Origin of the sequence: Catellatospora sp. NPDC049133, assembly GCF_040648455.1 — a bacterium.
In the GTDB taxonomy this organism is placed as follows: domain Bacteria; phylum Actinomycetota; class Actinomycetes; order Mycobacteriales; family Micromonosporaceae; genus Catellatospora; species Catellatospora aurea.
On record NZ_JBEZDT010000033.1, the window covers coordinates 91,796 to 104,828 of the forward strand.

Genomic DNA, 13,033 nt, shown 5'->3' on the forward strand with positions numbered 1-13,033 from the left:
AGCAGAAAGGGGGCGGGATCCGTGGATCCCGCCCCCTTTGTCGTGCAACGTCAGATGCCGCGGCCGCGCTGGTGCAGCCGGCGCAGCACGGTGTCGGCCGAGACGAGCCGGGTCGCCACCGCCAGCGCCAGGTAAGAGCGGGCCTCGCGGGGGCTGTGCCGGATGGTCTTCTTCACCCAGCGCATGGCGTCCTTGCGGTGCCCGCCCGCGGCCTGCGCGAACGCGATCTGCCCCGTGATCCGGGCGTGGCCGCGCGGCGCGCCCTCGAACTCCGGGTAGCGCTCCAGCAGCCACTCCAGCGCCTCGGCGATGGTCGCCCAGCGCGCCGTGAAGTACGACTGCCGGTGCCAGCGCACCCGCACGCCGACCCCCGGCGCGTTGGCGATCGGCGCCCGCCGCGCGACGCGCAGCAGCAGCTCGTAGTCCTCGGCGTAGCTGCCCGGGATGTTCTCGTCGACCAGGCCGATCCCGTCGACCAGCGCCGCCCGGCGGAACAGGAACGTCGACGGGTGCAGCTCGGTCAGCCGCGAGCGCAGCAGCTCGGGCAGCGTCACCAGATCGCGGTCCAGGGTGCGGTCCACGTCCTTGCCGTCGTAGTCGATGACGACGCCGATCGAGCACAGCTCGGTGGCCGGGTGGGCGTCGAGCATGGCGACCTGGGCCGCCAGCTTGCCGGGCAGCCACTCGTCGTCGTCGTCGCAGAACGCGACCAGCTCGGTCGCCGTCGCCAGGATGCCGGTGTTGCGGCCGCCGGCCAGGCCCTGGGTGCGCGTGTTCGTGATCACCCGGATCCGGCGCTGCGGGTCGTCCTGGACCAGGGAGTAGTCGGGCTCGCTCTGGTCGTACACGACGACGATCTCGACCGGGCCGGGGTAGTCCTGGCCCAGGATCGCTTCGATCGCCTTGCGCAGCAGTTCCGGGCGGTTGCGGGTGGGCACGACCACCGAGACGCTCGCCGTCATTTCCTTCTCCAGTCCAGGTAGCCGTAGCGCGCGCGGCCGAACCACGTCATCACGCTGAGGATGCGGCGCTTGCGGGGGGCGAGCTTGCCACGCCAGGCGGCGTCGAGCCGCAGCTCCAGCTCGCCGTTGGTGAAACGCATCGGGTTGCCCGCGACGGTGTGGGTGGTCTCCAGCCGGGCCACGGGCAGCCCGTCGGCGGGCTGCGTCAGGCACTCCGCGCCGCCGGGACCGAGGCCCGCGAAGGCCCGGATGCGGCGCAGGCCGTCCACGGGCCGGGCCACCACGTCCTCGTAGCGCAGCCGCAGCGTGGGCGTGCGCACCCAGCCGAGCACGTGGAACAGCGCGTTGTGCACCGACCACAGCACACCCGACTTCACCGTCGAGTACTGCGGCATGAACACCTCGGCGCCCACGATCTCCGGGCGGCGCACCTCGCGGCTCCACGAGTAGGCCACCGCGCGCCCGTCCCGGATCAGGTGCAGCACGCGCAGGTCGATGCCGCGCGCGTGGCGCAGGGCGAAGGCCAGCGAGGCGTGCTTGCTGGAGTCGACGACCACGCTCGCCCCGGAGACGTCGGCCACCGCGCGGTAGATCCGCCGGTGCAGCTCGCCGTACGCGCGCAGGTCCCTCTTACGGCGGTTCAGGAAGAACGGCAGGGACATCCGCAGCACGAAGCGCATCCGGTCGACCCGGTGCTTGAGGGCCATGGCGGCGTCGAGGTCCAGTTTGTCCCAACCGCCGAACGCCAGATCGCCCACCTTCGCCCAGAACGGGCAGTCGGCGAAGGCGCTGCCGCACCCGCAGCGCTCGTTGTCGCGCAGGGCACGTTCCCAGATGTGAGTCACCTCACCGACCGCGCACACGTCGGGGGCCTGGCCGAGGATCCGGTCGGTCAGCGTGGAGCCGCTGCGCCCCCAGCCACCGATGAACAGCACGGTGACCTGATCGGACGGTGCCGGCCGGGGCGTGCGCTTGATGAGGCCGTCCGCGATCGCGCCCACGCGCAGCGCGGCCGCGGTCGCCGCGGCACCGGCCTCGCTGCCCGAGATGCGCAGCCGGGTGGGCTCGGCCACCGCAGCGTCGAGCGCGGCCCGGAACTCGGCCTCGGTGCGGCACAGCTCGACCATGCCCAGGCTGCCCATTCGGGCGGCGAAGCGCTGCTGGTGGTCGTCGACGTGCTCGTGCAGCGTCGGGTCACGGGGCACCACGATCGGCTTGTGCCCGGCCCGGCGGGCCTCGGTGATGGTGGCGGGGCCGCCGTGGCAGACCACCACCGCGGCCTGGCGCAGCCGCTCGTTCAGCGTCTCGTGGTCGAAGAACGCGTCCGAGCCGGGTGCCTGCCGCGGGGCCGACGAGCCGTACTGCATGACGCAGGGCACGCCGCTGCCGGCGGACCAGCGCTCGGCCCAGTCCAGCAACCGGTCGAAGGAGTGCACGTCGGTGCCGACGACGACGAGCACGGCGTCGCGCTCCGGCCGGCGCGGCGCGGGCACGGTCAGCGCGGTGCGCTGCGACGGGAAGTCGGGGGAGGTGGTCGTCACAGCAGCGGCCCCACCAGTGTCGCGCCCTTGTACAGCCGCAGCTGCTCCTCGAACTGGACCAGCATGCGCGAGGTGAACGGCTTGCACAGTCGAGCCGTCAGGGTGCGCGTTTCCAACCGGTCGTAGACCTCCACGTAAACAGTGGGTATCCGCAGCAGTCGGGCGACGATGAAGAACGGCAGCGCCACGCCCGCACCGGTCGAAATCACCACATCAGGCCGCGATCTGCGCAGCATCTTCACCGCGAGCAGTGCGTTGCGCAGCAGATTCGGGATGTTCCGGGTGGTCGGGTAGTGCGCGTAGACCACGTTCTCCCCACCGAGCAGGCTGTGCGCGTCCTGCGTGGGGAACGTCACCCAGGTGCGGAAACGGTCTGTCCACCATGGACGCAATGCGTACAGCTGGGCGAGATGTCCGCCCGACGAGCCGACCAGCATGACATGACGTGCACGATTCGGTTCGCCCACCTCGGTTCCTTTCCTGTCGACGACCCGCAGCCTAGCGACACGATTTAACATTTCGTTGCGGACGATTGTCGGTAGCCTGACAGTGCACGTGATCTGACCGAACGGCAGGTTCGGCCGTCATACTCTTGACCCCGCAGATGCGATCGTGGCGTCCAATAACTCCGGTCTGACACAGAAGTGGCCGTTTGGCTGAGCGCGTGCCAGGCAGCGATGGCTAGGGTGAGGACCGTCTACCCAGGGCGTCTTCACCTGCGCCGCGCCGGTCGTCGGTCCTGTGTTCATGGGTTTGTTAACAAGGGGAATCAATGGCTACGAATGCGGCCTCGGTGCCGACGGCGAGCGTGGGCGATTACGTCGGCTGGCTGGCCCGCCGCTGGTGGCTTGTGGTCATCGCGGTGGCGGTCGGCGCGGTCGGCGGTCTCGGGGTGGCGGCGACCCAGCCCAAGGTGTACGTGTCCGAGACCAAGGTGCTCGTGATGCAGGTCGGCCAGGACACCACGACCAAGGTGAACCTCGACACCGAGTCCCAGGTCGTGCGCTCCACGACGGTCGGCGGCGCGGCCAAGAACCTCCTCAACACGGACACCCCGGTCGAGGAGCTGGTCTCCCGGGTCACCGTGACGGTCCCGGCGAACACCTCGGTGCTCTCCATCACGTTCGACGCCCCCACGGTCGCCGAGGCGCAGCGCGGCTCGCAGGCCTTCGCCCAGGCCTACCTGGACCAGCGCGCCGCGGAGGCGCAGAAGAACGTCGACGTGCAGGGCGCCGCCATGCGCGACGAGATCGCCGGCCTCACCAAGCAGCTCGACGAGGTTGCCGCGCAGCTGGTCGGCCTGGCCGCGAACTCCGCGGACCGGCAGAAGGCCGTGCAGAAGCAGCAGATCCTCACCTCGCAGATCAACACCCTGAACGCGCGACTGATCCCGCTGCTGGCCACCACGGTCAAGCCGGGCAACATCCTGTCCGCGGCGACCAAGCCCACCTCGCCGGCCAAGCCGGACCTGATGCTCTACCTGGTCAGCGGTGTCGCGATCGGCCTGCTGCTGGGCCTGGCGGGCGCGCTGGTGCTGGACCGCATGGACTCCCGGATCTACCACAGCCGCCAGATCCCCTACCGCAACGACGTGCCGGTGCTGATGGAGGTGCAGCGTGGCCGGGACAAGGCGGTGGCCGACGCGGCGAGCGCGCTGGGCCGCGAGTTCAGCCTGCTGCGCAACGTGCTGCGGGTCGCCGCCGGCGCCGCTCGGGGCGGTCGTCCCTCGGCCACCGACGCGCTGCTGATCTGCGGCGCGGCCCCCGGCCCGGCGGTCGAGTTCGTGGTCGCCAACCTGGCTGCGGCGTTCGCCCGGTCGGGCGAGCGGGTCGTGATCGTGTGCACCGACTCCACCTCGCACCTGCCCGCCATGCTCGGCGTGAGCCCGTCCCGCGGTCTCGGCGACGTCATCGCCGGTGAGGTCACCCTCGACAGCGCCCTGTATGCCGTGCCCGCGATCCGCGGTGTCTCGCTGCTGGGCGCCGGCCGCCTCGACCCGCGGGTCGAGCTGCCCGTCGCAGCCGTGTCCGACCTGCTGGCGCAGCTGCAGCAGCAGGCCGACCGGGTGCTGCTGGCCACCGCGCCGCCGAGCCGCGCGGTCGACGCCCAGGCGCTCAGCGAGATCGCCGCGTCCGTCCTGCTGGTCGTGGAGACCCGGGTGGCCCGCGCCGAGGACGTCGAGGAGTCGGTCGAGCAGGTCGCCCGCGTCCAGGGCCCGCTGGCCGGCCTGCTTGTCGTGCGCAGCCCGCGAGTCGGTCGCAAGATCAAGGTCAAGGCGGTCCCCAGCGCGGCGGTCGTCGACCAGCCCGCCGTTCCGGCATCCGCGGATCTGCCCCGGGCGGGCCGCGAATTCGACCAGACGATGGTCATCCCGCGCGTCGGCGAGGACGGCGACCGGATCGAGTTCTGGGCCGGCGGCACCACCGACAGCAAGGTGAACGGAAAGCGCACCTCCTCCTCCGACCAGACCACCTCCGCCGATCTGCGATGAAGCGGTCACTGCGCCTGGGTGCGGCGGCCGCGCTGGCCGCCGCGGCGTTCACCTCGGGGTGCTCGGTCGGCCCGGCCAAGCCGCCGTCGACGGCGGCTCCGGTCGAGCAGTCGCCCTTCACGCTGCCGTCGCCGGAGGCGGTGCGCCCGCGCGCCCCGCTGACCGGGCTGGAGACGGAGGAGGCGACCAAGTCGAAGGCCGCGGTCATCGTGCCCATCGAGGTGGGCACGGGCGCCGCGGCCCCGGTCGGGCTGGACAAGGCCGACGTCGTCGAGCTGGAGTTCGCCGAGGGCAAGCTGCTGCGAGTGGCGGCGGTGTTCCAGTCGACCCCCGCGGACAAGGTCGGCCCGGTGGCGGCAGTGCGCCCCGCCGAGATCAAGCTGCTGAACCAGTTGCAGCCGTACATGGTGCACAACGGCACGCCCAAGGGCTGGCTCGACCTGCTGACCTTGTCGAAGCTGGCCGCGGTCACCCCGGCGAAGAAGACCGGGTTCACCACCGTCTCCGGCCGGGTCTTCGTGAACACGGGCACGCTGCAGGCGTCCGCCCCGGCCCAGCAGAAGCTGCTGGCCTCGCTGTTCCAGTTCGGCCAGGCGGGCGAGCCGGTCGCGATGGGCGCGACCCCGGCCACCACGATCTCCATCGCGTCCCCCGGCAAGGCCGCGGTGACCTGGAAGTTCGACACGACGGCCCGGCGCTGGCAGACCACCCTCGGCGGGGTGCCGGTGGCCACCGCCAACCTGGTCCTGCTGACCACTCCGTTCAACAAGAAGGACGTCAAGGCGCTCGACCGCGAGGTCACCATGGCCGACCCGATCGGCAAGGGTGCGGCCCAGGTGTTCGGCGCCGGTCAGGGCGTCAAGGCGACGTGGAACAAGGACGGCTTCTTCGCCGCCCTCAACCTGCTCGGCCCTGAGCAGTCCGTGGTGCGGCTGACCCCCGGCCCGACCTGGATCCTGCTGCTGCCCTCGACCGCGAAGGTGACGGTCTCGTGAGCACCGCCGCCGGCCGCCTGCCGGGTGACACCGCACCCGGCAGCGAGGGCGTCCGCGGCGTGGCGGCAGCGCCCGAGCACGCCCGAGCGCTCCCGCCGCTCGCGGCCGTGCTGCACCGCCGCGGTCAGCGCGACCCGATCCCGGCCCGCGACTGGGCGCTGTTCGCGATGATCGTGCTGTACCCGGTGGGCTGGCTGCTCGGCCTGACCCTGGCCTGGGTGCCGCTGCTGGCCATCCCGATGGCGCTGGAGCTGTTCCGGCGCGGCCGGGTGCGCATGCCCGCCCCGGTCTTCGCCTGGCTGCTGCTGTGCTTCCTCGGCCTGGTCGGCGTGGTGATGCTCGACGCCACCGTGCCCAACGCGCTGCCGCCGGAGATGGGGCTGGGCCGGATCCTGGCCTTCGTCCGCCGACTGCTGGACATGGCCGCGGCGATCGTGGTGCTGCTGTACGTCGGCAACCTCACCGAGCGCGAGCTGCCGACCAAACGCGTCGTGAAGTTCCTGGCGTACTTCTTCGTGGTGCTCGTCGTCGGCGGTATCGCGGGCGTGCTCCTGCCGCGGATCGCGGTGACCACCCCGCTGGCCGAGGTGCTGCCGAAGTCGCTGCTGGCCAACGGCTGGGTGCGGTCCTCGGTGCGCATCGAGTTCGCCCAGTGGCAGACCATCGTGGGCGAGGCCCCCTCGCCCCGGCCCGCTGCGCCGTTCCAGTACACCAACGCGTGGGGGCAGTGCATCGCGGTGCTGCTGCCGTGGTTCGTCCTCGCCACGCTGTACAAGGCCAAGGGGCTGTGGAGCAAGGTCTGGCCCTCGCTCATCCTGGTCGCCGCGATGATCCCGATCGTCTACTCGCTCAACCGGGGCACCTGGGCGGGCCTGGGCATCATCCTCGCCTACCTGGTGGTCCGTATGGCGATCCGCGGCAGCATCATGCCGGTCGCCGGTGTGCTCGTCGCGGTCGCCATGGCCGGCCTGCTGGTGCTGGCGACCCCGCTGGGCAGCACCGTGATGGCCCGCATGGACAACCCGCACTCCAACGAGGGCCGGGCCTCGCTCAACGCCGCCGCCCTGGAGGCCGCCAAGGCCTCGCCGATCATCGGGTTCGGCGGGCAGTCGGAGACGATCGGCAGCGAGCGGTCCATCGCGATCGGCCAGAGCCCGTCCTGCGAGCAGTGCGGCAACCGCGACATCGGCAGCGACGGCCAGCTGTGGATGCTGCTGATCACGCAGGGCTTCGTCGGTGCCGGCCTTTACCTGCTGTTCTTCCTCTGGATGGGCTGGCGGTTCCGTCGCGACCATTCGTGGCTCGGCATCGCCGCGGGCGTCACCGTGCCGCTGGCGGTCTGGTTCTCCACGATCTACAACTCGACCGGCATGACCCTTGTGATCATGATGGTCCCGCTGGCCCTGCTCTGGCGCAACGAGACGAACCGGGTGTACACATGAGCCGCGCGCCGATCCTGACCACCGCCCGCCGCCCGGAGGCGGCGAAGTGAGCGGCGAGTTCCTCACCGAACTGGGCAGGCTGCTGGGCGACGACACCGTCGGCGCGCCCGCGGACCGGGTCTTCCTCGGCCGGGGCGCGCACGCCGCGGACGAGGTCTACACCGTGGTCCCCGCCATCGGCAAGGCCCGGCTGCTGGTGCCGCACGGCGACCGCCGCGCGGCCGGGGCCGCCATCCGGCACACCAGCGCCCCGCGTTCGGCCAAGGACCGGCTGCGCCAGCGGGTGCTCGCCGGGGTCTTCTCCACCGGCCTCGGCCGCCGCACCCTCGGTGACCTGTTCTTCCGTGACCGGCTGGCGGTGCGGGCCGAGCCGTCGCTGGCCGAGCACCTCAGCGGGCTGCTCGGCGAGCAGGTGCGGCTGAGCGTGCGCTTCGGGCCGCCGCGGGCCAACCGCAAACCCGTGCTCCAGCTCATCGACGGCCGGGCGCGCACCATCGCGTACGCCAAGATGGCCGTCAACGAGCTGACCACGACCCTGATCGACGCCGAGCACCGCGCGCTGCGCCTGCTCGCCGACCGCGACCTGGCCCCCGCCCGGGTGCCCGAGGTGCTGCACTTCGGCACGTGGGCCGGCGCGGCCCTGCTCGTCGTCGGCGCGCTGCCGGTGAGCCAGGACGCCCCGCCGGACGGGCTGACCCCGCTCAGCCTCGCCGCGATGCGCTCCATCGCGCAGGTCCAGGGCGTCACCCGCGCCAGGTACGCGGGCAGCACCTACGCCGCCCGGCTCGCCGCCCAGGTCGACGTGCTGGGCGAGCGGCCCGCCGCGACCCTGATGCGCCGCGCGCTGGCCGAGTGCGCCGGCGCCGAGCTCGGCTTCGGCTGCTGGCACGGCGACTGGAACGGCGGCAACATGTCCGTCCGCGACGGGCAGCTGCTGCTGTGGGACTTCGAACGCTTCACCCCGGACGTGCCCGTCGGCTACGACCCGCTGCACTTCGAGCTGCACGAGGCCGTCGCGGTCCGGCACACCGACCCGGTCGTGGCCGCCCGCGCGGTCGCCGAACGGGCCGTGGAACTGCTCGCCCCGCTCGGGGTCGACGCCGCGGTCGCCAACGAGGTCGCCGCCCTGTACTTCGTCGAGATCGGCAGCCGGTACCTCGGCGACGGTCTGGACAACCTCGGTCGGCCGATGGGGCGCGTCGACGAGTGGATCAACGGGGCGTTCGCCGGACTCGGCGGGCGATGGGCTTCTCTGGTGGGAGAGAACTGATGGCAGTCAAGAGCCGCGTACGCAAGTTCGTCTGGCGCAAGGCCGGCGCGCTCGCCCGGACCGCGGGACAGCTCACCGCGGACCGGCGCATGGTGCCGTCCTTCCTGATCGTCGGCACCCAGCGCGGCGGCACCACGTCACTGCACAAGGCGCTGGCGCAGCACCCGGCCTACCTGCCGCCGCGTTTCCGCAAGGGCGTGCACTACTTCGACATGGACTACCACCGCGGGCACGCCTGGTTCATGGGCCACTTCGTGAGCCGCACCAAGGCCGAGCGCGCCGCGCAGACCCTCGGCCACCCCGTGGTCACCGGCGAGGCCAGCCCCTACTACATGTGGCACCCGCTGGCCCCCCAGCGCATCGCCAAGGACCTGCCCGGCGTCAAGCTGATCGTGCTGCTGCGCGACCCGGTGGAGCGCGCCTACTCCGGCCACGCCCACGAGTACGCCCGCGGCTTCGAGACCGAGAAGTTCGAGCAGGCCGTCGCGTTGGAGGCCGGGCGCATGGCCGGCGAGCGCGAGAAGATGGCCGCCGACCCGAACTACCACAGCCACGCCGTACGCCACCTCGCGCACCTCGGCCGCGGCCAGTACATCGACCAGCTACTTCACCTGGAGTCCCTGGTCGGCCGGGAGCGCCTGCACGTCGTCGACAGCCACGACTACTTCGCCGACCCCGCGCGCGTCTTCAGCGGGGTGTGCGAGTTCCTCGGCATCCCGGACGTGCCCGGCATCGTGCACGACCAGCACAACGCCCGCCCGCGCTCGCCGATGTCCGACGAGCTGCGGTCCCGGCTGGAGGACCACTTCGCGCCGTACGACGCCCGGCTCGCCGACTGGCTCGGCCATCAGCCGAGCTGGCGGCGATGAGCGTCGACGCGCCGGCCCACGCCGGCGCCTACGGGGCCGACCGCGGGCGCGTCATGCGCAGCAGCCTGTTCAACCTGGTCGGGGCGGGCGTCTCGGCGATCGCCGGGCTGGCGCTGACCGTGGTGGTCACCCGCGGCTTCGACGCGAGCGTCGCCGGGGTGCTGTTCACGCTCACCTCGGTGTTCCTGATCCTGTCGGCGGCCGCGCTGCTCGGCGCGGAGACCGGCGTGGTCTACCTGCTCGCGCAGCAGCGGGTCCGGGAGGAGACCGGCCGGATCCGGGCCACCGTGCGGGTCGCCATGACCCCGGTCGTGGTGGCCAGCATCCTGATCGCGGCCGGGCTGTGGTTCGCCGCGCCGTGGCTGGTCGACGTGATGCTGCCGGAGGCCCCGGCGGGCACCGTCGCCGCGATCCGGGTGTTCGCCGTCTTCCTGCCCACCTCCACCATCACCGGTGTGCACCTGGCCGTCGGCCGTGGACTCGGCACCACCCGGCCCAACGTCATGGTCATGCGGGTGCTGCGACCCGGACTGCAACTGCTCGGCGTCGTCGCCGTGCTGGTGGCAGGGTGGACCAGCTCGGTGTCACTCGCCCTGGCCTGGGCTGTGCCGTACGCGCTGGGCCTGGTCGTGGCGGTGCTGTGGTCGGCGAAACTGCGGCGCAAGGCCGAGCGCTCCGGCGGACAGCCGGTCGAGGCGCCCACCCGCGAGGACTGGGGCCGGTTCTGGCGCTACGCCTCGCCGCGGGCCGGCACCGGCCTGGCACAGCTCGCACTGCAGCGGCTCGACGTCGTGCTGATGGCCGCGCTGCGCGGCCCGGTGGACGCCGCGCTCTACACCGCCGCCACCCGCTTCCTGGTCATCGGCCAGCTCGGCGGCCAGGCGCTCGGGCAGACGGTGCAGCACCGTTTCTCCGGGCTGCTCGCGCAGGACAAGCACGACGAGGCGAACAGCCTCTACCAGATGACCACCACCTGGCTCATCGCGCTGATCTGGCCGTTCTACCTGACCTGGGCCATCTTCGGCGGACAGTTGATGACGGTGTTCGGCGAGGGCTACACGGCCGGCGGCGACGCGGGCCTCGTCGGCGTCGTGCTGTCGCTGACCATGCTCGTCGCGACCGCGTGCGGCATGGTCTCCACGGTCCAGGAGATGGCCGGCCACACCGGGATCGCCTTCTTCCAGACCATGCTCGCCCTCGTGGTGAACGTGGTCCTCAACATCGTGCTGATCCCGTCCTACGGGATCGTCGGCGCCGCGATCGCCTGGTCGGCGGCCCTGCTCATCAAGAACCTGCTGCCGCTGGTACAGCTGCAGCGCAGGCATGGGCTGTCCCCCCTCTGCCGGGGCGGCTTCATCGCGATGGCGGCCGCCGTCGCGTGCTACGCCGCCCTACCACTGCTGGTCCGTGTCCTGCTCGGCGACCACCCGCTCGTCGGGTTCGGCTCGGTGCTCGTCGCGACAGTCGCCTATGCGGCGGTAGTGTGGCGGTGCCGGCACGTTCTGCAACTGGCCGGTCTGCGCGCGCTCCGGCGCCGTGGCAAGACCCCGGCACAGCCCTCACCCCCAGTGGAGTCCCTCGTCCCATGAGAAGAGCATTACCGGCTGCGGGGCTGGTGATGGTGCTTCTGGCAGTGGCGGCTGCCGGCTGCACGACCGTCGTCCCAGAGGACGAGCCGGCGGTGCCGGCCCGTCCCAGCCCCACCCTCAAGCAACTCCCCGCGGCCGCGTCCGGCCCGTTCACCACGACCGGACGTGGCCCTGCCGTGCCCGAGACGGGCGCCTGGTTCGGCGCGTTCGTGAACGCGCAGAACCGGCGCACCGGCGACCAGCTCGAAGCGATCGACAGCTTCGAGGACATGATCGACCGTCCGCTGGCGCTGGCCCACTCGTTCCACCCGTGGCAGGACGACTTCCCCTCGACGTACGACTACGAGCTGGTCCACCGCGGCAAACTGCTCATGATCTCCTGGGCCGGCACCGACACCCGGTCGATCGTGACCGGCGTCTACGACGAGGAGATCAAGCGGCGCGCGGCTGCCGTACGCGACTTCCGCACGCCCATCCTGCTGCGCTACCGCTGGGAGATGGACCGCCCGAACCTGTTCAACGTGGTCCACTCACCCGAGGACTACGTGGCCGCGTGGAAGCACGTACGCAGCATCTTCACCGAGGTCGGCGCGGACAACGCGGCCTGGGTCTGGTGCCCGCACGCCGACGGTTTCATGGACGGCCGCGCCCAGCCCTATTACCCGGGCGACGACCAGGTCGACTGGCTGTGCGCCGACGTGTACTCCGGCCCGGAGATGTACACCTTCACCGAGCTGATGGCCCCGGTCCTGGAGTGGGCGAGGCACCGCCCCCGCCCGCTGCTGATCGGCGAGTTCGGCGTGGTGCAGGGAGAGCCCGGCCAGCGCTCCGCCTGGCTCAACGAGATGCGGCTGGCCCTACCCCAGCACCCCCAGATCAAGGGCGTCCTCTACTTCAGCACCGCCACGGACTCCCGCCCCCGCTACGCCACCACCTTCGACAACGAACCCGACGCCCTCAAGGCCCTCACCATGCTGGCAAAGGACCCCTGGCTAACCCGCCAACCCGGCCACTGACCCCGGGCCCGCCTGCGTCGATCATGAACTTATGGAGGGTTTCGGCGGCGTGTCGCGGCCCTGGGGCCGTGATCGACTGGCTGGCGCTGCCGGGTGCGAGTCGGTGGTCGGTGGTGATCGCCGTTTCAGGTCAGATCGTGCGGTGGGGCCGCAGTTCTTGACCGGAGACGGCGATCTTTCCGCGGTGTGGGGACCTACCAGCTGTGGGCGTCGCGGGTAGCGACCCCATGAAGGCCGAAACCGCGCCTTCCCGAGTGGGAAGGCGCGGTTTCGTGTCAGCCTGGTTGGTCAGGCGGCTTCGATGATCATGCCGGCGGCGACGGTGCGGTTGGTGGCTTCGTCGATGATGATGAAGCCGCCGGTGGTGCGGTTGCGGCGGTATTCGTCGGCCATGAGCGGGATGGTGGTGCGCAGCCGGATGCGGCCGATGTCGTTGAGGCCGAGTTGGGTGGCGGTGTCGTCGCGGTGCAGGGTGTTGACGTCGAGCCGGTATTGCAGGCCTTTGACGATCGCCCTGGCCGTGCGGGTGGTGTGTTTGATGGCGTATTTGCCGCCGACGGTCAGGGGTTTGTCGTCCATCCAGCAGACGAGGGCTTCGATGTCCTGTGCCGGGGTGGGGGTGTTGTGCGGGCGGCAGATCATGTCGCCGCGGGAGATGTCGATCTCGTCTTCGAGCCGGACGGTCACCGACATGGGCGGGAATGCTTCGGTGACGGGTCCGTCGGCGGTGTCGATTCCGGCGATCTTGGTGGTCATGCCGGAGGGCAGGACCATGACCTCGTCGCCGGGTTTGAGGATCCCGGAGGCGACCTGTCCGGCGTAGCCGCGGTAGTCGGTGACGACGGTGGACTGGGGGCG

Annotated in this window: 10 protein-coding genes and 1 pseudogene; 7 read left to right on the forward strand and 4 right to left on the reverse strand. The window is 71.4% G+C overall.

The genetic code is table 11. The features are described from left to right. Positions 1–50: 50 nt before the first annotated feature. From AB0B35_RS31550 to AB0B35_RS31560, 3 genes are read right to left on the reverse strand one after another with little or no spacing between them, the layout of a single operon-like run. The gene (locus AB0B35_RS31550; RefSeq protein WP_361052288.1) at positions 51–962 is read right to left on the reverse strand and encodes a glycosyltransferase family 2 protein; all 912 of its coding nucleotides are present in this window, start codon (positions 960–962) and stop codon (positions 51–53) included. Next, a complete protein-coding gene (locus tag AB0B35_RS31555; protein ID WP_361052291.1) occupies positions 959–2,503 on the reverse strand; it encodes a glycosyltransferase in 1,545 nt (514 codons plus the stop codon). The genes AB0B35_RS31550 and AB0B35_RS31555 overlap by 4 nt, the downstream gene beginning before the upstream one ends. Next, entirely contained in the window at positions 2,500–2,940 is a 441-nt protein-coding gene (locus AB0B35_RS31560) for a UDP-N-acetylglucosamine--LPS N-acetylglucosamine transferase (protein ID WP_360524180.1), read from the reverse strand. Before AB0B35_RS31560 ends, AB0B35_RS31555 begins: the two co-directional genes overlap by 4 nt. Positions 2,941–3,275: 335 nt before the next feature. Here AB0B35_RS31560 and AB0B35_RS31565 point away from each other — a divergent pair, with 335 nt between their 5' ends. From AB0B35_RS31565 to AB0B35_RS31595, 7 genes are read left to right on the forward strand one after another with little or no spacing between them, the layout of a single operon-like run. Then, positions 3,276–4,994, forward strand: a complete 1,719-nt coding sequence (locus AB0B35_RS31565; protein ID WP_361052293.1) for a Wzz/FepE/Etk N-terminal domain-containing protein — start codon at positions 3,276–3,278, stop codon at positions 4,992–4,994. Further along, positions 4,991–5,989 carry a DUF3048 domain-containing protein gene (locus AB0B35_RS31570; RefSeq protein ID WP_361052296.1) on the forward strand — a complete coding sequence of 333 codons (999 nt, stop codon included), beginning with the start codon at positions 4,991–4,993 and terminating at the stop codon, positions 5,987–5,989. The genes AB0B35_RS31565 and AB0B35_RS31570 overlap by 4 nt, the downstream gene beginning before the upstream one ends. Next, positions 5,986–7,431 carry an O-antigen ligase family protein gene (locus AB0B35_RS31575; protein WP_361052299.1) on the forward strand — a complete coding sequence of 482 codons (1,446 nt, stop codon included), beginning with the start codon at positions 5,986–5,988 and terminating at the stop codon, positions 7,429–7,431. The genes AB0B35_RS31570 and AB0B35_RS31575 overlap by 4 nt, the downstream gene beginning before the upstream one ends. 46 nt (positions 7,432–7,477) lie before the next feature. Further along, positions 7,478–8,701: a hypothetical protein gene (locus AB0B35_RS31580; protein WP_361052301.1), complete on the forward strand. Its 1,224-nt coding sequence runs from the start codon at positions 7,478–7,480 to the stop codon at positions 8,699–8,701. After that, complete coding sequence (locus AB0B35_RS31585; protein WP_361052304.1) at positions 8,701–9,570, forward strand: sulfotransferase; 870 nt, start codon at positions 8,701–8,703, stop codon at positions 9,568–9,570. The genes AB0B35_RS31580 and AB0B35_RS31585 overlap by 1 nt, the downstream gene beginning before the upstream one ends. Next, on the forward strand, positions 9,567–11,159 hold the full coding sequence (locus tag AB0B35_RS31590; protein WP_361052306.1) for a polysaccharide biosynthesis C-terminal domain-containing protein: 1,593 nt from the start codon (positions 9,567–9,569) through the stop codon (positions 11,157–11,159). The genes AB0B35_RS31585 and AB0B35_RS31590 overlap by 4 nt, the downstream gene beginning before the upstream one ends. Before the next feature lie 29 nt (positions 11,160–11,188). Continuing rightward, positions 11,189–12,175: a glycosyl hydrolase gene (locus AB0B35_RS31595; RefSeq protein ID WP_361052309.1), complete on the forward strand. Its 987-nt coding sequence runs from the start codon at positions 11,189–11,191 to the stop codon at positions 12,173–12,175. Positions 12,176–12,463: 288 nt separating this feature from the next. Here the strand turns inward: AB0B35_RS31595 and AB0B35_RS31600 are convergent. Beyond that, a pseudogene (locus AB0B35_RS31600) lies at positions 12,464–13,033 on the reverse strand (sulfate adenylyltransferase); the annotation flags it as partial.

Bases quoted from the DNA above. Each gene is read 5' to 3' on its own strand.
- AB0B35_RS31550 (WP_361052288.1), bottom strand. From the start codon at position 962: ATGACGGCGAGCGTCTCGGTGGTCGTGCCCACCCGCAACCGCCCGGAA.
- AB0B35_RS31590 (WP_361052306.1), top strand. From the start codon at position 9,567: ATGAGCGTCGACGCGCCGGCCCACGCCGGCGCCTACGGGGCCGACCGC.
- AB0B35_RS31560 (WP_360524180.1), bottom strand. From the start codon at position 2,940: ATGCTGGTCGGCTCGTCGGGCGGACATCTCGCCCAGCTGTACGCATTG.
- AB0B35_RS31570 (WP_361052296.1), top strand. From the start codon at position 4,991: ATGAAGCGGTCACTGCGCCTGGGTGCGGCGGCCGCGCTGGCCGCCGCG.
- AB0B35_RS31565 (WP_361052293.1), top strand. From the start codon at position 3,276: ATGGCTACGAATGCGGCCTCGGTGCCGACGGCGAGCGTGGGCGATTAC.
- AB0B35_RS31585 (WP_361052304.1), top strand. From the start codon at position 8,701: ATGGCAGTCAAGAGCCGCGTACGCAAGTTCGTCTGGCGCAAGGCCGGC.
- AB0B35_RS31595 (WP_361052309.1), top strand. From the start codon at position 11,189: ATGGTGCTTCTGGCAGTGGCGGCTGCCGGCTGCACGACCGTCGTCCCA.